This window comes from Acinetobacter sp. IK40 (assembly GCF_035615075.1).
In the GTDB taxonomy this organism is placed as follows: domain Bacteria; phylum Pseudomonadota; class Gammaproteobacteria; order Pseudomonadales; family Moraxellaceae; genus Acinetobacter; species Acinetobacter courvalinii.
This window is the reverse complement of the sequence record NZ_JANBOE010000006.1, coordinates 272,711-295,414: the sequence shown is the minus strand read 5'-3', so window position 1 is coordinate 295,414 and position 22,704 is coordinate 272,711. Positions and strand designations below refer to the sequence as shown.

General features: G+C 42.5%; 20 protein-coding genes. 10 read left to right on the top strand and 10 right to left on the bottom strand.

The window, feature by feature from the left end:
- Nucleotides 1–2,103, bottom strand: a complete 2,103-nt coding sequence (locus MSG93_RS12855) for a carbon starvation CstA family protein (RefSeq protein ID WP_324622099.1) — start codon at nt 2,101–2,103, stop codon at nt 1–3.
- 345 nt (nt 2,104–2,448) lie between these two features.
- A complete protein-coding gene (gene efp / locus MSG93_RS12850) occupies nt 2,449–3,018 on the bottom strand; it encodes an elongation factor P (RefSeq protein WP_004652839.1) in 570 nt (189 codons plus the stop codon).
- A gap of 89 nt (nt 3,019–3,107) precedes the next feature.
- Between efp and epmB the strand changes: the two genes are divergently transcribed.
- The 3 genes from epmB to MSG93_RS12835 are packed head-to-tail and all read left to right on the top strand — an operon-like array spanning nt 3,108 to nt 7,964.
- Nucleotides 3,108–4,124 (top strand): EF-P beta-lysylation protein EpmB, encoded by a 1,017-nt coding sequence (gene epmB, locus MSG93_RS12845; protein ID WP_005287251.1) that lies wholly within the window; start codon nt 3,108–3,110, stop codon nt 4,122–4,124.
- Nucleotides 4,125–4,137: 13 nt separating this feature from the next.
- Nucleotides 4,138–5,892, top strand: a complete 1,755-nt coding sequence (locus tag MSG93_RS12840; RefSeq protein WP_005231375.1) for a hypothetical protein — start codon at nt 4,138–4,140, stop codon at nt 5,890–5,892.
- A complete protein-coding gene (locus MSG93_RS12835; RefSeq protein WP_324622098.1) occupies nt 5,874–7,964 on the top strand; it encodes an EAL domain-containing protein in 2,091 nt (696 codons plus the stop codon). The genes MSG93_RS12840 and MSG93_RS12835 overlap by 19 nt, the downstream gene beginning before the upstream one ends.
- A gap of 97 nt (nt 7,965–8,061) precedes the next feature.
- On the opposite strand, the gene rpmE is transcribed toward MSG93_RS12835, so the two are convergent.
- From rpmE to MSG93_RS12815, 4 genes are all read right to left on the bottom strand, one after another.
- Complete coding sequence (gene rpmE, locus MSG93_RS12830; protein WP_005231378.1) at nt 8,062–8,286, bottom strand: 50S ribosomal protein L31; 225 nt, start codon at nt 8,284–8,286, stop codon at nt 8,062–8,064.
- Between the two features lie 199 nt (nt 8,287–8,485).
- Nucleotides 8,486–9,460 (bottom strand): bile acid:sodium symporter family protein, encoded by a 975-nt coding sequence (locus MSG93_RS12825; RefSeq protein ID WP_171062206.1) that lies wholly within the window; start codon nt 9,458–9,460, stop codon nt 8,486–8,488.
- Nucleotides 9,461–9,594: 134 nt separating this feature from the next.
- Complete coding sequence (gene gloA / locus MSG93_RS12820) at nt 9,595–9,996, bottom strand: lactoylglutathione lyase (RefSeq protein ID WP_004770462.1); 402 nt, start codon at nt 9,994–9,996, stop codon at nt 9,595–9,597.
- A gap of 2 nt (nt 9,997–9,998) precedes the next feature.
- Complete coding sequence (locus MSG93_RS12815) at nt 9,999–12,170, bottom strand: AmpG family muropeptide MFS transporter (protein WP_324622097.1); 2,172 nt, start codon at nt 12,168–12,170, stop codon at nt 9,999–10,001.
- 184 nt (nt 12,171–12,354) lie between these two features.
- Between MSG93_RS12815 and MSG93_RS12810 the strand changes: the two genes are divergently transcribed.
- On the top strand, nt 12,355–14,991 hold the full coding sequence (locus MSG93_RS12810; RefSeq protein WP_005287265.1) for a Lon protease family protein: 2,637 nt from the start codon (nt 12,355–12,357) through the stop codon (nt 14,989–14,991).
- A 38-nt stretch (nt 14,992–15,029) separates the two neighbouring features.
- On the opposite strand, the gene MSG93_RS12805 is transcribed toward MSG93_RS12810, so the two are convergent.
- The 3 genes from MSG93_RS12805 to surE all read right to left on the bottom strand — a co-directional run bounded on the left by MSG93_RS12805 (nt 15,030) and on the right by surE (nt 17,806).
- The gene (locus tag MSG93_RS12805) at nt 15,030–15,959 is read right to left on the bottom strand and encodes a LysR family transcriptional regulator (RefSeq protein ID WP_005287268.1); all 930 of its coding nucleotides are present in this window, start codon (nt 15,957–15,959) and stop codon (nt 15,030–15,032) included.
- A 136-nt stretch (nt 15,960–16,095) separates the two neighbouring features.
- Nucleotides 16,096–16,926: a peptidoglycan DD-metalloendopeptidase family protein gene (locus MSG93_RS12800; protein ID WP_005231389.1), complete on the bottom strand. Its 831-nt coding sequence runs from the start codon at nt 16,924–16,926 to the stop codon at nt 16,096–16,098.
- Nucleotides 16,927–17,035: 109 nt separating this feature from the next.
- A complete protein-coding gene (gene surE, locus MSG93_RS12795; protein ID WP_005231390.1) occupies nt 17,036–17,806 on the bottom strand; it encodes a 5'/3'-nucleotidase SurE in 771 nt (256 codons plus the stop codon).
- A gap of 102 nt (nt 17,807–17,908) precedes the next feature.
- Between surE and MSG93_RS12790 the strand changes: the two genes are divergently transcribed.
- On the top strand, nt 17,909–18,283 hold the full coding sequence (locus MSG93_RS12790; protein WP_005287272.1) for an MCR_0457 family protein: 375 nt from the start codon (nt 17,909–17,911) through the stop codon (nt 18,281–18,283).
- A gap of 101 nt (nt 18,284–18,384) precedes the next feature.
- Here MSG93_RS12790 and MSG93_RS12785 read toward each other — a convergent pair whose 3' ends face one another.
- Nucleotides 18,385–18,744, bottom strand: a complete 360-nt coding sequence (locus tag MSG93_RS12785; protein WP_005287277.1) for a VOC family protein — start codon at nt 18,742–18,744, stop codon at nt 18,385–18,387.
- Nucleotides 18,745–19,054: 310 nt separating this feature from the next.
- On the opposite strand from MSG93_RS12785, the gene MSG93_RS12780 reads away from it, so the two are divergent.
- The 5 genes from MSG93_RS12780 (at nt 19,055) to MSG93_RS12760 (ending at nt 22,702) form a co-directional block, all read left to right on the top strand.
- Nucleotides 19,055–19,459 carry an MCR_0457 family protein gene (locus MSG93_RS12780; protein ID WP_005231397.1) on the top strand — a complete coding sequence of 135 codons (405 nt, stop codon included), beginning with the start codon at nt 19,055–19,057 and terminating at the stop codon, nt 19,457–19,459.
- Nucleotides 19,460–19,586: 127 nt separating this feature from the next.
- On the top strand, nt 19,587–20,735 hold the full coding sequence (dacC, locus tag MSG93_RS12775; RefSeq protein WP_005231398.1) for a D-alanyl-D-alanine carboxypeptidase PBP5/6: 1,149 nt from the start codon (nt 19,587–19,589) through the stop codon (nt 20,733–20,735).
- Nucleotides 20,736–20,826: 91 nt separating this feature from the next.
- Complete coding sequence (locus MSG93_RS12770) at nt 20,827–21,372, top strand: gamma carbonic anhydrase family protein (RefSeq protein WP_005287279.1); 546 nt, start codon at nt 20,827–20,829, stop codon at nt 21,370–21,372.
- Nucleotides 21,373–21,408: 36 nt separating this feature from the next.
- Nucleotides 21,409–22,152 (top strand): DUF4145 domain-containing protein, encoded by a 744-nt coding sequence (locus tag MSG93_RS12765; protein ID WP_005287282.1) that lies wholly within the window; start codon nt 21,409–21,411, stop codon nt 22,150–22,152.
- A 61-nt stretch (nt 22,153–22,213) separates the two neighbouring features.
- Nucleotides 22,214–22,702, top strand: a complete 489-nt coding sequence (locus tag MSG93_RS12760; RefSeq protein ID WP_324622096.1) for an NUDIX hydrolase — start codon at nt 22,214–22,216, stop codon at nt 22,700–22,702.
- Nucleotides 22,703–22,704: the final 2 nt, after the last annotated feature.

The window sequence follows — 22,704 nt, the reverse complement described above, 5'->3', positions numbered from 1 at the left end:
TTACTCTCCTTTGATGCTATTCGCAGTCATCGGTGTGTCTGAATAAACGGCTGGTGCCTCATTCACGGTTGGTGTTGGACTTGCCAAAGCACGGCGTACAATGCCAATTGACGCAATCACCATCACAACCGCAACAATCATAAAGAAGCCACAAAGTGCCGCATTGATCTGGTTTGACATCACAATGGTCTGCATTTCAGCAACGGTTTTGGCTGGTGCAAGTACTTCACCACGCGCAATCGCATCTGAGAAACGATTGGCCTGTGCAAGGAAACCAATCTTCGGATTTTCATGGAAGATCTTTTGCCAGCCTGCGGTCATCGAGGTAATGAACAAGAAAATCGTTGGGACAATCGTCACCCAAACATATTTCTCTTTCTTCATTTTGAATAAAATGACGGTACCTAAAATCAGTGCCATCGAGGCAAGAATCTGGTTACCAATACCAAACAGTGGCCACAACGAGTTAATCCCGCCGAGTGGATCAACCACCCCTTGGTAAACGAAGAAACCCCAACCTGCGACCGCGACAAAGGTCCCGACCATATTGCCGAAGAATGAACTTGATTGCTTGATTGCCGGAACCACAATCCCCACGGTATCCTGCACCATGAAACGACATGCACGTGTTCCTGCATCTACCGCAGTCAGAATGAATAAGGCTTCAAACAGAATCGCAAAGTGATACCAGAATGCCATCATTGAGCGGTTATTGAAAATCTCTGAAATGATATGCGCCATACCAATTGCAAATGTCGGTGCGCCACCGGTACGAGACAAGATTGAACTCTCACCCACTTCCTGCGCCAGTAAGGTCAACATTTCTGGACTAACCACAAAGCCCAGATTACGCACCGCTTCCGCTGCAGTCTCTACTGAAGTTCCTAAAACTGCTGCTGGCGCGTTAATGGCAAAATAAATACCCGGATCAAGTACTGTCGCACAGATCATGGCCATGATGCCGACGAATGATTCCATCAACATACCACCATAACCGATCATACGAATGTTGACTTCATTATCAACCAGTTTAGGCGTTGTACCTGATGCTACCAGGGCATGGAAACCCGAAATCGCACCACAGGCAATGGTGATAAACAGGAAAGGAAATAAACTACCCGCAAATACAGGCCCTGTACCATCGACAAAGTGTGTGACTGCTGGCATTTTCAGGTCCGGCATCGCAAAGATAATCCCGACCGCCAAACCTGCAATTACACCAATTTTCAAGAAAGTTGATAGATAATCACGTGGGGCTAACAACAACCAGACCGGTAATACCGAAGCGATAAAACCATAAATAATCAGTGCCCATGTCAATTGGGTGCCACTGAGGGTAAATAACTGTCCCCAATAGGGATCTTTGGCCACATCACCCCCGTAGACAATCGCCGCCATCATCAGCACAAAACCGATAATCGATACTTCGGCAATTTTCCCTGGGCGTATATACCGCATGTAGATACCCATGAATAATGCAATCGGAATCGTCGCAGCGATACTGAACACCCCCCACGGGCTATGCGCCAGTGCTTTAACCACCACCAGTGCCAGTACGGCCAGAATAATGATCATCACGCCCAGCGTACCCAGCATCACAATCACGCCTGCAAAGGTACCCAGTTCCTGCTTCGCCATTTCTCCCAAAGAACGACCATCACGTCGTGTTGAGATAAATAGAACAAGGAAATCTTGTACCGCGCCTGCAATCACCACCCCGACCAAAAGCCAGATGGTCCCCGGTAAATAACCCATTTGCGCTGCGAGAATTGGACCAACTAAAGGTCCTGCTCCTGCGATGGCTGCGAAGTGATGTCCAAATAAAACAAATTTATTGGTTGGAACATAATCCAGACCATCGGCAAGGCGATGCGCTGGAGTTAACCGTCTCGGATTTAATTCAAAAACTTTGTTTGCAATAAATAAACTATAGAACCGATATGCAATGCTATATACACAGACCGCAGCAAGAACCAACCAGACCGCATTGACATGCTCACCACGACTAACCGCCAATATCCCAAATGAAATTGCCCCAACAATGGCAACCAAACTCCATAGGAGCTTTGAGGAAAGTGTTGACTTTGCTTGTGTTGTCTCCATTCAAAACCTCTCAATTACATAACGCGTGGTTAGGGTCTGTTGACATTTCACAGATGCGTGCGACAAAGGACATTTTTAGAGGACACAAAGCATGTCTTATGCAATTTAGCTATTCTAAATAATGAGCAGCGATTACAGCTGTACAAGATAATGCAATGGCAGTAAAAAATGTCAGCAAACCCTCTTAGCTTTCCCTTTCTATATTTTCTGTAGAAGAAATATCTTTGTAAGTTTACCTTCTGACTACAATTATTTATCTAATACTTTGGCATAAAAAAAGGGATGATTGTTGATCATCCCCTTCGATAATTGTATATCTTGCGTAGCTCAGCTACACAGGCACAATTATGCACGCTCTAGGTAGTCACCAGTACGGGTATCTACACGAACGCTTTCTTCTTGCTGTACGAATAATGGAACACGTACCACAGCACCTGTTTCAAGTTTCGCAGGCTTACCGCCACCGCCAGAAGTATCACCACGTACACCTGGATCAGTTTCAACGATCTTGAGCACAACGAAGTTCGGTGGGCTTACGGTTAAAGGTACGCCATTGAACAACATGATGGTACATTTTTCATTTGAATCGTCTTTTAACCATTTCGCAGCATCACCCATTGCGGTTTTATCAGCAGCGATTTGCTCGAAAGATACAGGATCCATGAAGTTCCACATTTCACCATCGTTGTAGAGGTAGTCCATTTCAACTTCTACAATATCAGCTGCTTCTAAAGAATCACCTGATTTGAATGTTTTTTCTAATACTTTACCAGAGCGAAGGTTACGTAATTTCACACGGTTAAACGCTTGACCTTTACCTGGTTTTACATATTCATTTTCCATGATTGAACATGGGTTACCATCAAGCATAACCTTAAGGCCTGCTTTAAAATCATTTGTAGAATAATAGGCCATGAAAGGCGCACTCCAAACTTAAAACTCAAATCTATTAATGTTAGACTACACGCACTGGTGTAACACTAACACTATTTTTAACGTATGGCATGATAAACTATTTACATCAAGAGCAAAACTGGCAATCGCAACTCAGTGACCTAATTACTGATCCTTTAGAGCTGTTAAATCTGCTTGAGTTATCTACCGACCAACTATTATCAGGGGCAATCTTGGCCTCTGAACAGTTTAAATTGCGCGTCCCGCGTGCATTCGTCGGAAAAATGAACATTGGCGATCCTCTAGACCCTCTGTTGCTACAAGTCTTGCCACATCATCTGGAACTGGAAGAACATCCTGAGTTCGTGACCGATCCGCTTGGTGAGGAAGCCGCCAATCAAATGGCTGGGGTTCTGCATAAATATCAGTCGCGTTTTTTACTCACGCTGACGGGTGCCTGTGCCATCCACTGTCGCTATTGTTTTCGTCGCCATTTTCCTTATCAGGAAAACCTGCCTAAAAATGACGACTGGATCAATATCAAAGCCTATATTGAACAAAATCCACAGATCAATGAAGTGATTTTAAGTGGTGGCGATCCACTGACATTAAGTAACCGAAAAATTGCGTTGTGGCTAGAACGTCTAGCATCTCTCCCTCAGCTCAAGATATTGAGAATTCATTCACGCGTTCCGATTGTGATCCCCAACCGTATTGATGATGAGCTGATTTCTATATTAAAAAACAGTAGGCTACGCATTGTAGTAGTGGTACACTCAAATCACGCAGCTGAGCTTGATGATTTCACCTGCTCGAAGTTATTACAGTTATCACTCCACCATATTACTGTGCTTAATCAGGCGGTTTTACTGAAAGGTGTGAATGATGCTGCAGAAACTTTAAATGCATTGAGTAGCCGTTTATTTGAAGCGCGAGTAATGCCCTATTACCTTCATGTTTTAGATAAAGTCAAAGGGGCTCAGCATTTTGATTTAAGATCTTCAGAGATAGATCAAATATATACTGATGTATTAGCAAGTTTGCCAGGCTATCTGGTACCAAAACTTGTCAGGGAAATTGCGGGCGAAAAAAATAAAACACCGCTTTTTGGGGTTCAAACGTTCTGAGATTGATAACACAATGATGAATAATGCTTTTTCGGATATTTTTCAAATTCCAACTGTCTTGAGACGAGACAAACTCAGCTTTTGCGATACCAATTCGAAAAGTCTAAATGAATGGATTTCCAACTTGTCCATCATGCAGTTGGGCGATACCTCTAAAGCATTATTCGCCGCCTTACTTGAACTGAGTGAACTTGAGTGCCCTGAAACCTTGCGTTTCGATCTGGTGCAGGTGCTGCACCCCACTATTGAAAATGTGTTAGGAAGTCTGGAAAAGAACTTTTTCAATCAGGGCGTGATCAGTTCAGATCGTAATGAACACATTATTGAACTGGCCATGCTCTTGCGCTGTTATTTTGCAGCAATCTATATCAATATTGTGCGTCGTAGTAACGATCAGCTCGATCAGCAGAAGTTCTCCATCTTTGCCCTAAACCAAAAGAAAAATCTGCAAACCGCACGAACGCTGGCCACCTTTCAGTCCTTGCAACAACTGACCCAACTGCTCTATCAACAACATATGTTGTATAGCGAACCTGTGGCGGGACAATGGCTTATTGCCCATCAGCTTTATGATGCCGCCGTAACCCATAAATATCAGCATACCAATCTGGATCAGATACAAGGTAAACCCAATGCCTTAAGCAATATCTCGCAAGCCTATGCACAATTGATTTTGATGGATATTTTTAATACCAATCAAATCCGTCAATCCGAGATTCAAGCTTTATTCCAGTGTAGTTTTGACTGGGCAAAAATGGTTCAGATCCTGACTAAAGAAACAGACCTGACCAAATATGTGGTCGATACGACTAAAGATCACCCACCAATTTATAATAAAAAACAAAGCTCTGGCTTTAATCCCAATATTTTTATCAGTACGCATAGTCTGCTGGACCATGTCACCGCGACCTTACACAAAAATGCAGAATATGTGTCCAAGAATGAGAAAATCTATTTAACCCCTGCATTGAAATTCCATGTGCAAACCATTCTTGGTACCACGGCAGAGCGTCGACATGAGCGTTATGAATATTCAGCGCAATTACATATCTGCTTTGGCTTACTTACGGCCCACTTCTATCTGTCCAAAGCCAAGAATTTTTCAGAAACACTTTTATTAGACCATAGTTACGGTCTACAAAATGAATCAAAGTTTATGTCGGCATGGGACAAAAAAAGTTCAACCGATAATCAGGAATCGGCAATTCAACGTTTAAGCCGTGAAAGTAAAGCTGTTTACCAAGCCGATATCCTAGATATTAGTGTGAACGGTTATCGTATTAAATGGTCTGGGGAGGCACCAAAAAACTTAAGAACAGGAGAATACATTTTAGTTAAAGAAACATCGCATGGGCATTGGCGTGGCGGTGTGATTCGTTGGCTCAAACAATCGACCGAGAAAAGCCTGGAACTCGGTTTGGAAGTACTGGCACAGGAAATCTTCCCTTGTGCGGTACGGGTTCAGGCAGATCGCCATATCAGCAATTATCATCCGACACTTTTATTAAAAAACCAGAATTTGGATGAAACCAAAACAACTTTAATTTTACCAGGTTCACAAATTTTTCGAGAACACCAAGCTGTTTATTTAAGATTGGGGAAAGAGGAAGTAAAAGTGTATTTATTAAACGCACAATTAATAACCCAGAGTTTTGTTCAATTTGATTTTGAACTGCTGAATGATGAGGAACAACCAATCCTTCAGCGATATATGGCACAAAAGAATATGGACACCATTGATCAAGATTTATGGGAAGCTTTAAAGTGAGAAATTCTTTACTCTCTAAAAAATTAAAACGCACTGAAACACGTTTATTGATTATTGATGACAACCAGCTTCGTTATAATCAGATTTCAGCTTTATTTACGGCTCAAGACCATCAAATTAAAGCCACTTTACTCGATGATCTGAAAACCTTCGAGAAACAGCTGAATTTACCATGGGATATTGTGATTTTTGGTCGGGCCTACGACTTAAAAATCGAACAGACCCTCTCCCTGATTCAAGCCTCATCACAACCAAGTTTGCCTGTTCTCCTGCTTGAACCTGAGGATTATAAAGCCGATCAATATCAGTCTTATATCCATAAAGGCATTTATGACATCCTGAATCTGAAATCACCAGAAAAATTCTATATCAGTATCATTCGTGCGCTTTCTTATAGTCGTTTAGTGCAAGCAGAACATCGTTTACTGAATGAACTGGAAGCCGCACAAACGCAAGCACAATCACTGGTTGCAGAAAGCCATAAAGCGGTTGCTATTTTGCAGGAAGGCATTCACATGCATGTGAATGCCGAATACGCCAATCTATTTGGTTTTGCCAATCCAGAAGAATTAATTGGCTTGCCGATTCTGGATGTGTTGCAGCCAGTGGATTTAAGCCAGTTTAAACTGCGCTTTAAAAAGATTTCTCAAGGACAGTTTGAACAAGGCCGCTTTGAACTTCGCACCCAAAACGCGACAGTGAAGCAGAATCCCCTTCAACTGGAATTCTTACCTTCAGGCAATGAAGATGAAATCCAGCTCAATATTGAATGTGGCACTTCATCTCAAGCGGCAGCCACATCTTCAACAGCCGCGCCTGCCGAGAAAGCATCCAGTCTAAGCAGCGCTTTACAACATATTAACCGCCAGCTTAGCAATCACCCGGCCAATGCCAATGCGCTGGTTTTATTCAGCTTAAGCAATTGTCCAAGTGAGGTTTTCCAAACTGATTGGCGTGGCACTCGTGCATATTTTGCCAATATTCCTCACTTCATTAAAGAACAGGTAAATGTCCCGGTCTGTCAGGTAGAACATGGTTTATATGTCTCGTTATTTCAGGCCGAATCAAAGAGCGTGCTCAATTCCCTGCTGATGGGTTTGAATGGCTTACAAAAACCGCAATTGGTAGTGACCGATCACTACACCTTCCCACTGCATTTAAAATTAGGCTATTGCGAAATTACCCAGCCTATTGCAGATGAAGTTCGTTTTGAACAGATTTTAACCAAGGCTTTCCTGGTTCCTCTACCTGTATTTAACAGTCCGAAGATTGATGCAGATATTGGCCTGACCACAGAACATATTCCTGTTGCTGTGCAGTTAACCCTGTTACAAGAGCTGAAAAAGAAACTGGATGCGGGCGATATCCATTTAAAATATCAGCAGCTCTATGACAAGCAGGATCAACACACGCATACTTATGAAGTATCCGGTGGGTTTATCTATAATAATCAGTGGCAGGATTTAAGTGATCTTGGCGACCTGAAAGATGATCCTGAATTATCGATTCAACTGGATCGCTGGATTCTTGTTGAAGCCTGCAAACAGTTACACAACTTTATTACCCAATATCCAAAGGCGAAATTGATTGTAAACCTCAATCATCAGGTCTTGCTGAATGATAAAAAGCTACCAGAACTGGTGGCGAAACTATTAACCATTATTGGCAGCAAGCAAGCCCATCCTTTAATTTTGCAGTTCTCTGAACAAGCACTACAACAAAACTTGTCACAAGCGCAGCCACAAATCGCGCTATTGCGTCAGCATGGTGCCGAGATTTCCATCCGTGGTTTTGGTGACTCGCTCTATAGCGATTCGATGTTGCAGCAAATCGATGTTCAATATCTGAGCTTGCACAGCAAACTTACTCAAATGCTGAGTGCTGAAAAAGAAATGGCCGCTCTACAAGAGAAAATCTTGCACTTTATCGGGCAAAAGCCTGTCGAGATTTTCTTAACCGAACTCAACGACATGAACCTGTTTGCCAATGCATGGAATGTCGAAGCACGCTTCTTGCAAGGCAATTATTTCCAGAAAAAACTGGACCGTCTTACTGACGTACAGGATCAATAACCCTTTCTCAGGATTGGGGAACTGCCATAAGTTCCTCAATCGAATAATCTACAGGCATAAAAAAACGGGCATATTGCCCGTTTTTTCTTTCTTGATATTAACGTTTGATAGAACGTGACATACCAGAGAAACGTTGTTTGAATTTGTCGATACGGCCGCCTGTATCCACATTCTTTTGTTTACCAGTGTAGAATGGGTGGCAAGCTGAACATACGTCAAGGTAAATTGTTTCTTTACCAAGCGCAGATTTAGTTTCGATAACGTTACCACATGAACAAGTAGCAACTAATTTTTCGTATTTAGGGTGAATATCGGCGCGCATGGTCGATGCTCCTATTAAGTAAGAAAGGCTTAAGCTGTTATCGCAATTGATCACTCTCAACATGAGGAAAGCAACGTGTTCGCACACGTGCAGATCAACACCACAACAGACCATTTCTTTTGACTCACCGAGACTCTAAAGGTCAGAGCAAAGCCAACAAGTGGCGAGCATTATACGCCAATAAATTAAATTTTGCGAACTATTCTTGATTCGATTTTGACCAGTGATTCGCAATAATGCCACAGACCATGAGCTGGATTTGATGAAAAATCATAATCGGCAGCACAATCATCCCCAAAGGCTGTCCGATAAACAGGATCTGGGCCATCGGTACGCCACTCGCCAGCGTTTTCTTGGAGCCACAAAAGAAAATCGTCACCTGATCTGCTCGACTAAAGCCCAGCCATTTTGGCACGTATAACGCCAGTAACATCACGATGGTTAACAGCACCGAACATGCCAGGATTAAATAGAACAGTGTCAGGCCATTCACCTGTTGCCATAAACCGGCAATTACCGCACTACTAAACGCGCCATACACCACCATCAGAATCGATCCCTGATCGAAAGCCTTGACCAGACTTGGCATTTTAACCATATAAGGAAAAACATAAGGACGTAGCAACTGACCCAACACAAACGGGACCAGTAATAACAACGTAATCTGCAGAATCGATTCAGTGGGATCAAAGTCATGCTGACTTTGGCCTAAAATAAAATAGCTGACTAAAATCGGGGTAATCATCATGCCGACAATATTAGAAAAAGACGCGCTGCACACTGCCCCAGCCACATTGCCTTTGGCCATCGAGGTAAATGCGATGGAAGATTGCACCGTGGATGGCAAGAAACACATGAACAGGAAGCCCCAATACAGTTGCTGACCGAGTAAGGGCTCTAACACCGGCTTTGCCAATAAGCCGATCGCTGGAAAGACCAAGAAAGTAAAAGCAAACACTAAAGCATGCATTTTCCAGTGCAGCATGCCTTCAACCACAGCTTCACGTGAAAGTTTTGCCCCATGCAAGAAAAAAAGTACGGCAATTGCAACAGTCGTCAGAATATTAAAATAATGTGCAACCTGACCTGAAACTGGAAAAAACGTTGCCAGTATCACCATCACAACCAATAAAATTGTAAAGCGGTCCAATGCCAATAATTTCAACATAACTATCCCTATCCACGCTAATAATGAAAAAGCCCAATATGGCGAATAATTCAACCATTCGATCAAATTACTCATCATACTGGGCTATTTCAATAAAGCTAGCGTTTTAGCTCAAAAATCTTCGACCAATCAGGCCAGAATCAGTTGTTATAGGCATCCTGATCTTGTTGAATCAATTCGACTTTATAGCCATCCGGATCTTCAACAAAGGCAATTACCGTCACACCACCTTTCATCGGACCCGCTTCACGCACCACTTTACCACCACGCGCCTTGATTTCTTCGCAGGCTTTATAAGCATCATCTACACCAATGGCAATGTGACCATAAGCATTACCCAAGTCATAACTAGAGGTATCCCAGTTATGGGTGAGCTCAAGTACGGTATTGTCTTTTTCATCACCGTAACCCACAAATGCTAACGTAAAACGTCCTTCTTCATAGTCACGTTGGCGTAGCAATTTCATACCAAGCACCTCAGTGTAGAACTTTAAAGACTGTTCTAAATTACCTACTCGTAGCATCGTATGTAACATGCGCATAGTTATTCACCTTTCTGCTGTGTTGTCTGGTTTTCATGATCACGTAACAGTTTCGCAACCCAAACCACAAGAACTAAAATTGGGATACCAATTAGAGTCGTCATTAAAAAGAAATTCGGATAGCCGATATTGCTTACAATTGTTCCCGAATAACCACCCAACAATTTAGGCGTGAGCGTCATGAGAGAACTGAAAATCGCATATTGAACGGCTGTAAATGATACGCTGGTTAAGCTGGATAAGAAGGCAATAAATGCTGCACCTGCCAATCCAGAGGCTAAATTATCGATAATAATCGCCAAATACAACCATAAAGAACTATAGCTCTTAATGACCTTACCCGAGAGTTCAACAGTGCCAGCCTGACCTGGATCAATCACCGCCACAGGCTGAATATCGATATCTAGCACATCTGTAGGTGCTGTGGTATCGATACGATATTGTCGGGTTGCCAGTAATTCATGGCCAGTGTTATTTTTCAAATTGGCCAAAGCGGTAATGGTTTTGCTGCTAGATGCTTGCAACAGCTTGCCATCCACCGCACCCGTAAATAAACCGCTAGAATCAACTTTCGCGACAAATTCCTGACCATCCAGTTTTAAAACAACCGGACGTTCTGCATTTAAATCTTCAGCCTTGATCCCTGCCAACTGCCCTTTAACCACCAGACTTTGTTTTAACTCTTTTGGCGTTAACTGATCATCGTTGCTAATCGGCAACAACTGGATTTGTGGCTGTTGTGAAGTAATTAAATAAGGCACTGCAAGTTGAATGTTTGAATCAGCTTGATTCTGATACTGGGCACTGACCTGAACTGCATTGGCTTTCGCCAAGACCTCATTCGGTACTTGCAACTTCCAGTAGCCCACCTCATCAGTATCTACCTGATAATGCTGTTCACCCACCTGAACTTGTACCTGATCCAGTGCTTGACCTGACTTCACCAGACCAATGAAAATCAAATTGGTTGAACTTGCAAGCACCGCTCCTACAAACATCAGTTTCATAATGTTCATACGTTGCGCCAGCAAACCACCAAGGAAACCACCAATCAGGCTAAATACAACGCCATAGATCTTCACGGCTTCCGCAATCTGTTCTTTACTAAAGTTCAGATCCTGATAGAACACATTGGAAATGACACCTGCAATGATGTCCGAGATACGGAAAAAACCAATGAGCAATAACAGCACCAATGCAAGCTTGACACCATAACGTTTAAAGAAGTCCAGAATCGGCGCAACCCAGGTTTCTTTCGCCATTTGCTGATTCACTACCCCAACTTTGACCAGTCCAAAACCAATCAAGAGTGCTGAGGCGGTTGCCGTCAAAAAGCGTAGTGCTTCCAGACCGAACAATGCAGCTGTATCTTTAATAGCTGCAGATTTCGAAATTGCTTCAGTGATATTGCCCGAATAAATGTAACTCACCACGAATGTAGCAACTGCAACAAAAAACACAAAGACTAGGCGATAGTAATCAGTGGTTTTATAGTGCTTATGAATACGATTGACCTGTGGCTCACGTACACAAAGCGTGGTAATAATACCTACGACCATGACGGCGGCCATGGTTAAATAAGTATATTTCCAAGCCTCGTAAATATAGTTCCCTTTTGCAGTTCCGAGATAAGCAGCCAAGAACAAAGCACCTGCACCCGCAACAATCATCCCGATACGGTAACCGGCATTGTAAGTTGACGCTAACACGGTCTGCATTTCGGTTTCAGCCAGCTCAATACGATAAGCATCAATCACAATATCTTGCGTTGCCGCCGAGAAACCCAGTAACACAGCGCCCACAGCCATCTGGATCAAATAGCTCTGTCCAAGTGCTGGATCAGAAAATGCCATGATACAAATCGCACAGATAATCAAACTTTGTGCAATCAGCAACCAGGCACGACGGCGACCCAAGCTTTTGGTTAAAAATGGAACTGGCAACTCATCAATCAGCGGTGCCCAGACAAACTTAAAGGAATATCCCAATGCGGCCCAACTGAAAAAGGTGACTGCACTCTTCTCAATGCCCGCCTCACCCAGCCATAAAGACAAGCTAGAAAAAATCAGTAAAATTGGTATCCCCGCAGAGAAACCAAGAAATAACATAATCAGGGCACGGCGATCTAAAAATGCTTTAAATGCCGAAGCCCACCCGGTGGCTTGCGTTGTCATTGGTTATTATTTTCCAATAATCTATAAATGTGCTTATTCAATCGTTTCTTGCTTCTGCTTGCAAGTTGCTTTATGCAATCATTCTTTTGTTTTGTCGATAAAAAACACAAGTTCGCTTGATCTTTAGGTCTAAAACTGTATACCTTTAATTACTCAACTTACGTTTATTTGTTGGATAGCAACAGTGACCCAAAAACTTGATCAAATGACTGCAACAACTTTATCTTTAACACCAACAAACACGATTACAGCGAAGATCAATTCATTTCCAAGCGCTTTTGAACAGACGGACATACAACCTACACTGCTTAAAACAGCACTACGTGCAGACCAACTTACCCATATTCCAGATTTAGCGGAAATACCAAGTTCAACCAAACGAATCAAGCCGCTCAATAACTTCTTAGGACAAGACCGCGCACGCGCTTCCGTTGAGGCGGGTATCGCACTGCCTTATTCGGGCTACAATATTTTTGCTGTGGGGACAGCAGGCCTGGGTAAACGCACCATGATCAAGCGTTTACTGCAACAACATGCCAAGACCATGCCGACTCCGGATGACTGGGTCTATCTCAATAATTTTAAAAATCCGCGTCAACCGATTGCTTTACGCTTCCCGGCAGGACAAGGGGTTAAGTTCCAGAATGCCTTACAGCAAACATGGCAGATTATTCTTAAACAGTTAGAACGCCGTTTTAGTGCTGAAAGCTATCACAACCGCATCGAGCGTATTCGTCAGGATACCGGTGATGTTCAACAGCAGGCACTGGTTGAACTGACCAAAGAAGGTGAAGAACTCGATTTAAAACTGATTTCACGTAATGACAAACACGTCTTTGTTCCCATGCAACTCAAGGACAATGAATATCATGAGTTGACGCAGACTGACCTGAATACTCTGAATAGCAAAGAGCGTGCAGAAATTACCTCCAATATTCGCTATATGGAGAAGAAACTCGAACGCCTCGGATTACATCTCGGTGATCTGGAAGATGATGCCCGTGATCAGGTTTCAAGTCTAAATCGCGATATCGCAACGCAAGTGGTTACCCCACGGGTAGAATCGATTTTAAATAAAAATAAAGACGTCAAAGGTCTGGATCTATATTTAAAACATTATGCGGAAGACATTATTGATAATGTTGAGCTGATTCTTGAACAAGAAGAGGATGACTTTACCCCTGCTTTATTCAATCGTGTTCCATCACGCTACCAAGCCAATGTCATTGTGTCGAACAAACCGAACAGCGGTGCGCCCGTCATTTTCGAAGACTTCCCGACGCACTACAACCTGTTAGGCCATGTTGAGCAACTGACCCATAACGGTACCATTACTACTGATTTTACCTTGATTCGTCCAGGTTCATTACATCAGGCCAATGGTGGATTTTTGATGCTGGAAGCAGAGCAACTGCTTGAGCAACCTTATGCATGGCAGGGATTGAAACGTGCCTTAAAATCGGGTCAGCTTAAACTGTCTTCGCTAGAGCATATGTTGACCCTCACAGGTAGCATTTCTATAGAGCCGGCTTCCGTTCCGCTTGAAATAAAAGTAGTTTTATTAGCAGAACCTGAAATTTATTATGAAATTTTAGAGGTTGAGCCTGAACTCGGCAGTGTCTTTAAAATCCGTGCCGACTTTACAGATACATTACAACGTAATGACAGTAATGAGCAGGCCTATATGCAGCTGATCGCAGATTATGTACAAGCTGACAAACTATTGCCTTTTGATCGCTCTGCACTTGCAGCCTTGCTGACGGATTCAAGTCGTCAGGCTGAAGATCAAAGCTCATTATCGCTCCATGCATCTACCTTAGGCGATTTAATTCGTGAAGCGCATCACCATGCCTTTAAGGCAGGCGACAAGATCGTGACCGACGAGCATGTCAATCAAGCCCTGCATCACCGCCAATATCGCTTAGGCTATTTACGTGAACTGTACTGGCAGGATCTGTCCCGTGGGACCCAATTGATTGAAACCTCCGGACATCGTCTGGGACAAATCAATGCCCTCTCCGTAATTCATTATGCTGATGTCGAGTTTGGCCTCCCTTCTCGCCTGACGGCATCTGTATATCAAGGTGGCGGTGATATTCTGGACATTGAGCGCAGCGTCGAACTGGGCGGTTCTCTGCATGCCAAAGGTGTGTTGTTGATGTCGAGCTTCCTAAAAGCACACTTTGGTCGTGAACAGATCCTGCACTTCTCTGCCGCATTGGCTTTTGAACAAAGCTATGGTCAGGTCGATGGTGATAGTGCAACCGTTGCGGAACTGTCTGCCTTGATCTCTGCAATCTGCCAGATCCCGATTGACCAATCATGGGCAATTACCGGTTCGATGAACCAGTTGGGCCAGGTGCAGCCGATTGGCGGTGTCAATGCCAAAATTGAAGGCTTCTATGATGCCTGCAAATTGCAAGGCTTGACTGGCAAACAAGGCGTGATTATCCCGCGTCAAAACATGCAGCATCTGATGTTACGTCAGGACGTGAGTGAAGCCGTCAAAGCCGGACTCTTCCATGTGCACGCGATTGACACCATTGACCAGGCCTTGGAAATTCTAATGGCACGCCCAGTGGGTACACTGGATAAAAAAGGTCGCTATAGCAAAAACTCGATTTATGCTGCAGTCATGGAACAACTTGAATACTGGCAAGCCATCGAAGACGGTGAAGCGGTGGAAGAGGACGAGCCAAAGAAAAAGAAAAAGCGTAAAAAAACCAAGAAAGATGAGGTAGAAGCAAAAGCCAAAGCAAGTGAAGAAAACACTGCTGAGGCAAAAACGCTAAAATCGATGCGTAAAAAGAAAAACAGATAAACAAAAAGGCCATGTTCCGAGGAACATGGCCTTTTGACTTAGGCAACACCCTGTAACGAGCGTCCGCCAGGTAACTGGGCAAAATATTGCTTCAAGGCATCAATACAGCGATGCACCTTCATTGGATATTGTTCGCGTTTAGAGGTTAAGGCATGCAAGGTATAAGATGGTAGTTGCCAATCTGGCAGAACCTCAACCAACGATCCATTGATCAGTTCTTTTTGAATATCCATATACAGGATACGTGCTATGCCATGTCCTTGTTGACATAAGGCCTTGGCTACAAAAACATTATTGGTGCCTAAACGTGTTTTCATATCCACATTCACCACATCGCCACTGATGCCGTGACGGAAGGTAAAATGTTGATAATTTTGCATCAGAGTTATCGGCAGTAATTCATGGTTACGCAAGTCTTCAGGACGGGTGATGGGTTGCGCCTGATTCAGATAACTTGGCGATGCAACCAGAACCTGATCTACCCGCGCTAAAGGCACAGCAGACAATTGCTGATCTTCCATCTTCAAGCTCATGCGTATCGCAATATCAATACGTTCTTCGATCAGGTCAATATAACGATGGTCTGCTTCAAAATGAATCGCTAGCCCTTTATGCGCCGACATCCAGTGCGACAATGCAGGAATAACGTGCAAGGCACCGAGTTCAGGTGTGGTAGCAATACGCAAATCGCCTACCAGATCATCACGTAATTCATTAATGCGGATTTTGCCTCGCTCAGCTGCGGCCAACATTTCCTGACAACTGAGGAAAAATGCCTGTCCAGCTTCAGTGAGACTGAGTTTTCGGGTAGAACGATGAAGTAAGGTGACATCCATTTCTTGTTCTAAAGAACGGATTTGTTGACTGACCGCACTGGTGGTAATTCCAAGTTCTCTTGCTGCACCACTGAAAGAACTTTTTTCGACGACACAAGCAAAGACCCCCATTGCACGCAATTGATCTAGCATAGACTTCCCTCTCAACTTAATTTATTAATATGCTTATTGTTCTAATGAAAGCAATCAAATTAAGTATACAAGGAAGTCTATTTATAGACTAGGGGAATTATTAATAAATTATTGAAAGTTTATTAATAATCTTTAGTTAATTTGGTAAAACTGTGCTCGGGTTCACAGGTTTACCATCTAAACGAACCTGGAATTCCAGCATGACTTGCGATGCGCCAGAAGAACCCATTTCTGCAATTTTCTGTCCTGCTGTCACATTATCACCGCTCTTCACCAGCATTTTGCTATTATGGGCATAGGCTGTGATGTAGCCATCAATATGTTTAACCAACACCAGGTTGCCATATTCTTTTAGGCCATCCGCCGCATAAACCACCTGCCCGTTTGCAGCCGCAAAAATCGGATCGCCCACATTTCCACCATAGCGTGTGCCTTTGACATTACTCGCCAGATTAAAGGTTTGAATGACGGCACCATTTGATGGTTTCACCCAACGCAGGCTTGAGGCCACAGTTGAAGATGACGGATTAACCGGTACGGTCGGCACTACCGGACGTGGTACCACTGGTTGTGGTTTTGGCGCGACTGGTTGCTGGCTTGGTAAATTAATACTTTGGCGCTGGATTGGTGCGGTTTGTGCCATGGCTTGCGTCGATGTTGTACGCTGGGCAGCCGAGCCTTTTAAACGCAATGACTGATTGACATAAATACGATAAGGCGGTGCGATATCATTCAGTGCAGCCACATTCAGATAGTTCAAACCATAACGATTTGAGATCCCGCTTAGGGTATCGCCTGAACGCACCGTGTAATAGTTTGGTGCTGGCAGCGTATGACGTGCTCCACCATTGACTTGCGGTTTTGATGCACACCCTGTCATAACTGCCACTGTCGCAACCGCCATAGACAAAACGATTGTTTTAATCATTTTCTGTGATAGAAAAACCGAGACATGGTTTAAGTGCATCTTCGCCCTCATCGAAAAAACCTCAATTTATTTGCGCTAAGAGTATCAAAAAAGTGAGAAAAAACGAGTTCTCACTTTCTTTATTCACAAAGTTATAACATTCATACCCTTAACCATTTACATGCGCATGTAAATTTTCCAATACGGTATAGTTGGTCGCATCCATCTGGATCGGGGTAATACTGACATAACCATTTGAGACTGCAAAAAAATCTGACTGGACATAATCCGAGACAGGTTGCGGATCGGTAACGGCTTCACCCGCCAATCCAATCCAGTACACCTGACGTCCACGTGGGTCAACATGACTGCTGATCGGTTTGGATTGTGCCCGACGGCCTTGGTAGGTCACTTGAGCCCCTTGAATTTGCTCAACATCCGGAATATTAATATTAAAAATATGTCGCGGCGGTAAAACCGGCAAGCCTTTGGCAATGAAGTCATGGACCCATTGCGCTGCTTTGGCATAATGTTCAGGATGCTCGTAGGCTCGTACATTGGCGCCCGCCAGTGAAACGGCAATCGCAGGGTGCTTCATTAACCGCCCTTCAAAAGCAGCACCAACCGTACCAGAATATAAAACATCATCGCCCAGATTCGCGCCACTATTGATTCCGCTGACCACCAGATCAAATTCAAAATCAAATAAGCCATTCATGGATAAATAGACACAATCTGCTGGCGTACCATTGACCGCCCAGACATCTTCAGCGATCTGTACAGGACGTAAAGGACGGTCCAGCGTTAATGCACTTGAATAACCACTACGTTCACTTTCAGGCGCAACCACAACCACACGACCTAAAGGTTTTAAGGCTTGAGCCAAAGCTTGTAGTCCGGGCGCGAACACACCGTCATCGTTTGCTATTAAAATATTCACTAAAATCAATTCTCTTCAATGTTACTAAGCAGTTTTTTCAATTGAATTATTCCTTGAATTATATATATTTATGGCTTCTTAGTATTAAAAATTTACGCAGCCATGAGACATTTATCTAATTTTATTAAAGTTTTTGGGGTGAGTTTCACGCTTTTTACAGCACCTGTTGTCTTTGCAGATGAAACGGTTTCAGTGAAAGAAGCAGATGCCCTCATTAAAGATGACATTGCCAATGCACAAGTACTGATTGAGATGTGTCCAGCTCTGATTGGGAAAAATGCCAAATTTGATCAGAATATCAAAAAAATGGTCGGCACTTATTTAAGCAATTATTCTGACAAATCAGCTTCGCTTGAAAGTCTGCAAAAAGATGCTGAATTTAAAAGCCTGTTAAAAGATGCCCATGAAGCAGCGGCTGAAGTCGACAAGGCAGAGCAGAAAGCGGTATGTGAAGAAGTCTTGAATTTCGAAGGCTAATCTGGCTTTAAAATATCGGTGTGGTTTTAAATTAAGATGGATAAAACCACACCTCTTCCATCTCATCATCCATACAAGCGATTCTTATCTGATCAACACTATTACCATGCATCTGGTTCACGCACCATATGGATAATATTTGCAGGGCTAGTAATCCATCCTCCTTTAAAACCTTCGGGCAAAGGCTCAATTGCATCACAACGCACCACGCCTGCTTTATTTAGATAGTGAGCTGCCTCAGTAAAATCATCGGTAAAGAGCTCAAGCCAAAGTTCTGCCTGACTCATCTCTGGCACGGCGGCGATCCAGAGCTTGATTGGGCCCAATTCAAAACCGACATCAGGTTCTTTTTCTGTAATTTGTTTAAGACCAATCACATCACGATAAAATGCAATGGTTGCTTCATATTGATGAGGTGGAAGTTTGAGTGCAATATCAACACCACCCTTGAATCGATTCATGCCCTTACTCCTTTTTTTCCTTTCCAGTTCTTTTTTAATTATCCTGATTTTCAATCCCACGCATTGCTGGCTATTTTTTAATCTTGTTGATCTTAATCTCGGATGTCAAGTTAAGTTACGCTCCTCTACCAATAGCTAAACCGCCCTATCCACGATAGAAAACGCCTTAGAAGTTGTAAGAAATTTAAGATTCTGAAAATTTAAACCCACACTTTCTCCACGTTTCCTACAGCAAACATACATTTTTTTACCGGCTTCTATGCTATAAGTTATTCAAATTCTTTAAGTCTTGTTCTGAGTTTGATTTATTATGAAGAAAAATGTTTTTAAAACACTAGGTTTATCATTTCTCATCGCTTCTAGCGCTCTAGCTCCTACAGCATTTGCGGCAGATAAAAAATCTACAGAAGCGGAAAAGATTGAAGTGACTCCAACTTCAGATAGCGTTACCAAGCAAGAGCTTGCCGCGATCTATGTGCTTTCTGAAATTTGTCCAAGCTTGATTGGCAAAGATCTAAAATTTAATAAAGCTTATGACAACCTGGTTAAAGCCTATTTGAATAATGATGCCAACGCGGTTGAAAGCTTGAATAAACGCGTAAAAGGTAAAGATTTTAAAGAAGCTTTAAAAGAAGCACGTAATGATGCAAAAGCAGCTTCTGACAGTGATAACCGTCAAATTTGCGATGACGTTCGTAATTATTATTCCAAATAAGATGAACAATTAAGGTTCAGGTTACAATACTGTATGAAAAAGCCGATTTCCCCCGTAGAAGTCGGCTTTGCTTTATCCTAAAATGCTAGGCTCGTCTGCTTCATACAAGATATTGGAACCACCTAGAATGACTCACAAAAGCGCTCTTGCTGCATTATTACTTTTGCCAAGCTTTTCATATGCAGCAACTGTCCTATCCGCTCCACCAGAATTAAATAATAAATCCTATGTATTAATGGATTACGAGACCGGACAGATTCTCGCTGCCAAAAACGAAAATGAAAAACTGGCACCTGCTTCAATGACAAAAATGATGACAAGCTACATCATTGAGCAGAAACTTTTAAAGGGTGAATTGACTGAAAACGAACAGGTACGCATGAATGAATCTGCGTGGTGTCGTGGTAGCAGCTCTGAATCATGTATGTATGTTCCACTGAATGGTACTGCAACAGTTTTAGAAATGTTGCGTGGTATTATTATCCAGTCAGGTAATGATGCTTCTAAAGCAATGGCTGAACATATCGCGGGCAATGAAGGGACCTTTGCCCATATGATGAACCAGGAAGCAAAACGTGTTGGTATGGTGAACACTCACTTTATCAACTCAACCGGTATGCCAGCTGAAGGTCATTATTCAACTGCCAAAGATATGGCCATCCTTGCTCAACACATCATTAAAGACAGTTCTAAATACTATCCGATTTATTCAGAAAAAGAATTTGCTTTTAATGGCATCAAACAAGGCAACCGTAATGCCCTGCTTTATACCGATCCAAGTGTAGATGGTTTAAAAACAGGTCATACCAATGAAGCGGGTTTCTGCTTAACCACGTCAAGTAAACGCGGCCCAATGCGTTTAATTTCAGTGATTTTCGGAACACCAAGCATGAATGAACGTGCCGATCAGACACGTACGCTTTTAGCTTGGGGCTTTTCAAACTTTGAAACTGCTAATGTTCAACCAGCCAACCAGGTTCTTGCAAAGGCTAAAGTTTGGTTCGGTAAACAAGATGATGTTCAAATTGGCTTAGCAGAAAACTTCAATGTGACCATGCCTAAAGGCCAGGCAGACAAAATCAAAACTCAGCTTGTGGTTCAGCCTAAACTCAATGCACCTTTAGCTAAAGGTCAAGTGGTGGGTAAACTGGTTGCAAGTCTGGATGGTAAAGTGATTGCAGAAAAACCATTGGTCGCATTGAAACCTGTTGAAGAAGCTGGCTTTTTTGCACGTATGATTGACCATATCAAAATGTTCTTCAGTAACTTGTTCTAAATTTTAGAATCGTTAAATTAAGCATTCATGCTCTTGGGTATGAATGCTTTTTTATTTTATAATTCCCCTAAATTTTCAAGCGAACGCGGCTATGCAAAAGAACATTCGTCCCTATCTCGACCAGAAACCAGATGTTGATTCAAGTTGTTATATCGATGACATGTCGGTTGTTGTAGGTGATGTTAAACTTGCTGAAAATGTGTCGGTCTGGCCTTTTGCCGTGATTCGCGGTGATGTAAATTCAATTCAGATTGGCAAAAACAGTAACGTACAGGATCATTGTATGTTGCATGTCAGCCATAAGAATCAATCTAAACCGAATGGTTCTCCACTGGTTATTGGAGAAGATGTAACGGTTGGGCATCATGTAACTTTACATGGCTGCACCATAGGTAATCGCGTCTTGATCGGGATTAATACCGTCGTGTTAGATGACGTCATCATTGAAGATGATGTAATGATCGGTGCCGGTAGTCTGGTGCCGCCACGTAAAGTATTAAAAAGCGGTTATCTCTATGTCGGCAGTCCTGTCCAACAAGTGCGTGCACTGACTGAAAAAGAAATGGAGTTTTTACCTTACTCGGCACGTCACTATGTGAAAGTGAAGGATAATTATTTAAACTCAGCAACGTCATAATTAGAAATCATCATATTATAAAAATTGGAGATACTTGTGGATCATACACCAAGACTTGGTAAAAGCAATTTTCAATGCCCACATTGTAAAGTAGTTTCTCAACAGAATTGGTTTGATAAGCAAAATGCAACCACTGCTGTAGAAGAGATATTAAATAATACTTTTCTAGACTATAGATCTGGTATTAAAGATTATTATCAAGATGCTATTGTCAATTTTCTAAATCGTTTTTATAAAGAGAATGAGAAAAAATTACCTAATTTCATCCCATCTAAATTTTCACTATCTACCTGTTTGACATGTTCCGATATCTCTATTTGGGTAGAAGAAAAGCTAGTTTACCCCAAGCAAATCGTCATCGAACCGCCTAATCAAGATATGAGTGAAGAAATTCAAAATCTATATAATGAGGCTTCATCAATTATTATGGAATCACCTAAAGGTGCAACAGCGCTTTTAAGATTAGCACTACAACTTTTATTAAAACAATTAGGAAAATCAGGAAAAAATATTAATAATGATATAAAAGAGTTAGTTGCTGAAGGTTTAAGTCCAAAAATCCAACAAGCATTAGATTTACTAAGAGTGGTTGGAAATAATGCGGTTCATCCAGGTCAGATTGATCTGAATGACGATAATGAAATAGCCATAAAGCTTTTTCATATCCTTAATTTTATTGCAAATGAAACGATTACCAAACCGAAAGAATTAGAGTTTCTATATTCCAGTATAATTCCTGAAGACACCAAGCAACATATTAAAGATCGTGACAAGACATAATAGGATAGCCACCGCGTCTCAAATTTTGTAGAATACATTTTTTAAAACCATGGTGCTTTCTATGACCGCTTGGACACCTCATGTCACAGTTGCCACTGTAGTCGAAAAAGACGGACGCTTTCTGTTTGTTGAAGAGCACAGTGAAGGCTTTGTACATACCGTGTTTAATCAGCCTGCAGGTCATGTTGAATGTAATGAAACCATTGTGCAGGCAGCGATCCGTGAGACACTGGAAGAAACAGGCCATCACGTTGAAATCGACCACCTGCTTGGGATCTATACCTATACCCCGCCGATGTTTCCAGATCGCACCTACTACCGTTTTTGTTTCCTGGCGCATGTGACGTCAGTTGAAGAAAATGCACAACTGGATACAGGTATTGTTGCTGCAGTCTGGATGAATCTGGATGAGCTACAAGAATCAGCACGTGCACGCAGTCCACTGGTTTTAAAAGCTGTTGAAGATGCCCTTGCTGGCAAGAAATATCCTTTATCGCTTATTTATGAGCACCCTTTCTCTCCCTCATTAACTTCTCATTTGGACGCTTAATT

What these genes read in the sequence shown, in the direction of transcription:
- MSG93_RS12805 (WP_005287268.1), bottom strand. Translation starts at nt 15,959, where the DNA reads ATGCTAGATCAATTGCGTGCAATGGGGGTCTTTGCTTGTGTCGTCGAA.
- dacC (WP_005231398.1), top strand. Translation starts at nt 19,587, where the DNA reads ATGACTCACAAAAGCGCTCTTGCTGCATTATTACTTTTGCCAAGCTTT.
- MSG93_RS12840 (WP_005231375.1), top strand. Translation starts at nt 4,138, where the DNA reads ATGATGAATAATGCTTTTTCGGATATTTTTCAAATTCCAACTGTCTTG.
- MSG93_RS12815 (WP_324622097.1), bottom strand. Translation starts at nt 12,170, where the DNA reads ATGACAACGCAAGCCACCGGGTGGGCTTCGGCATTTAAAGCATTTTTA.
- rpmE (WP_005231378.1), bottom strand. Translation starts at nt 8,286, where the DNA reads ATGCGCGCCGATATTCACCCTAAATACGAAAAATTAGTTGCTACTTGT.
- MSG93_RS12780 (WP_005231397.1), top strand. Translation starts at nt 19,055, where the DNA reads ATGAAGAAAAATGTTTTTAAAACACTAGGTTTATCATTTCTCATCGCT.
- MSG93_RS12770 (WP_005287279.1), top strand. Translation starts at nt 20,827, where the DNA reads ATGCAAAAGAACATTCGTCCCTATCTCGACCAGAAACCAGATGTTGAT.
- MSG93_RS12835 (WP_324622098.1), top strand. Translation starts at nt 5,874, where the DNA reads ATGGGAAGCTTTAAAGTGAGAAATTCTTTACTCTCTAAAAAATTAAAA.
- epmB (WP_005287251.1), top strand. Translation starts at nt 3,108, where the DNA reads ATGATAAACTATTTACATCAAGAGCAAAACTGGCAATCGCAACTCAGT.
- MSG93_RS12800 (WP_005231389.1), bottom strand. Translation starts at nt 16,926, where the DNA reads ATGCACTTAAACCATGTCTCGGTTTTTCTATCACAGAAAATGATTAAA.
- MSG93_RS12785 (WP_005287277.1), bottom strand. Translation starts at nt 18,744, where the DNA reads ATGAATCGATTCAAGGGTGGTGTTGATATTGCACTCAAACTTCCACCT.
- MSG93_RS12855 (WP_324622099.1), bottom strand. Translation starts at nt 2,103, where the DNA reads ATGGAGACAACACAAGCAAAGTCAACACTTTCCTCAAAGCTCCTATGG.
- MSG93_RS12760 (WP_324622096.1), top strand. Translation starts at nt 22,214, where the DNA reads ATGACCGCTTGGACACCTCATGTCACAGTTGCCACTGTAGTCGAAAAA.
- efp (WP_004652839.1), bottom strand. Translation starts at nt 3,018, where the DNA reads ATGGCCTATTATTCTACAAATGATTTTAAAGCAGGCCTTAAGGTTATG.
- gloA (WP_004770462.1), bottom strand. Translation starts at nt 9,996, where the DNA reads ATGCGCATGTTACATACGATGCTACGAGTAGGTAATTTAGAACAGTCT.
- MSG93_RS12790 (WP_005287272.1), top strand. Translation starts at nt 17,909, where the DNA reads ATGAGACATTTATCTAATTTTATTAAAGTTTTTGGGGTGAGTTTCACG.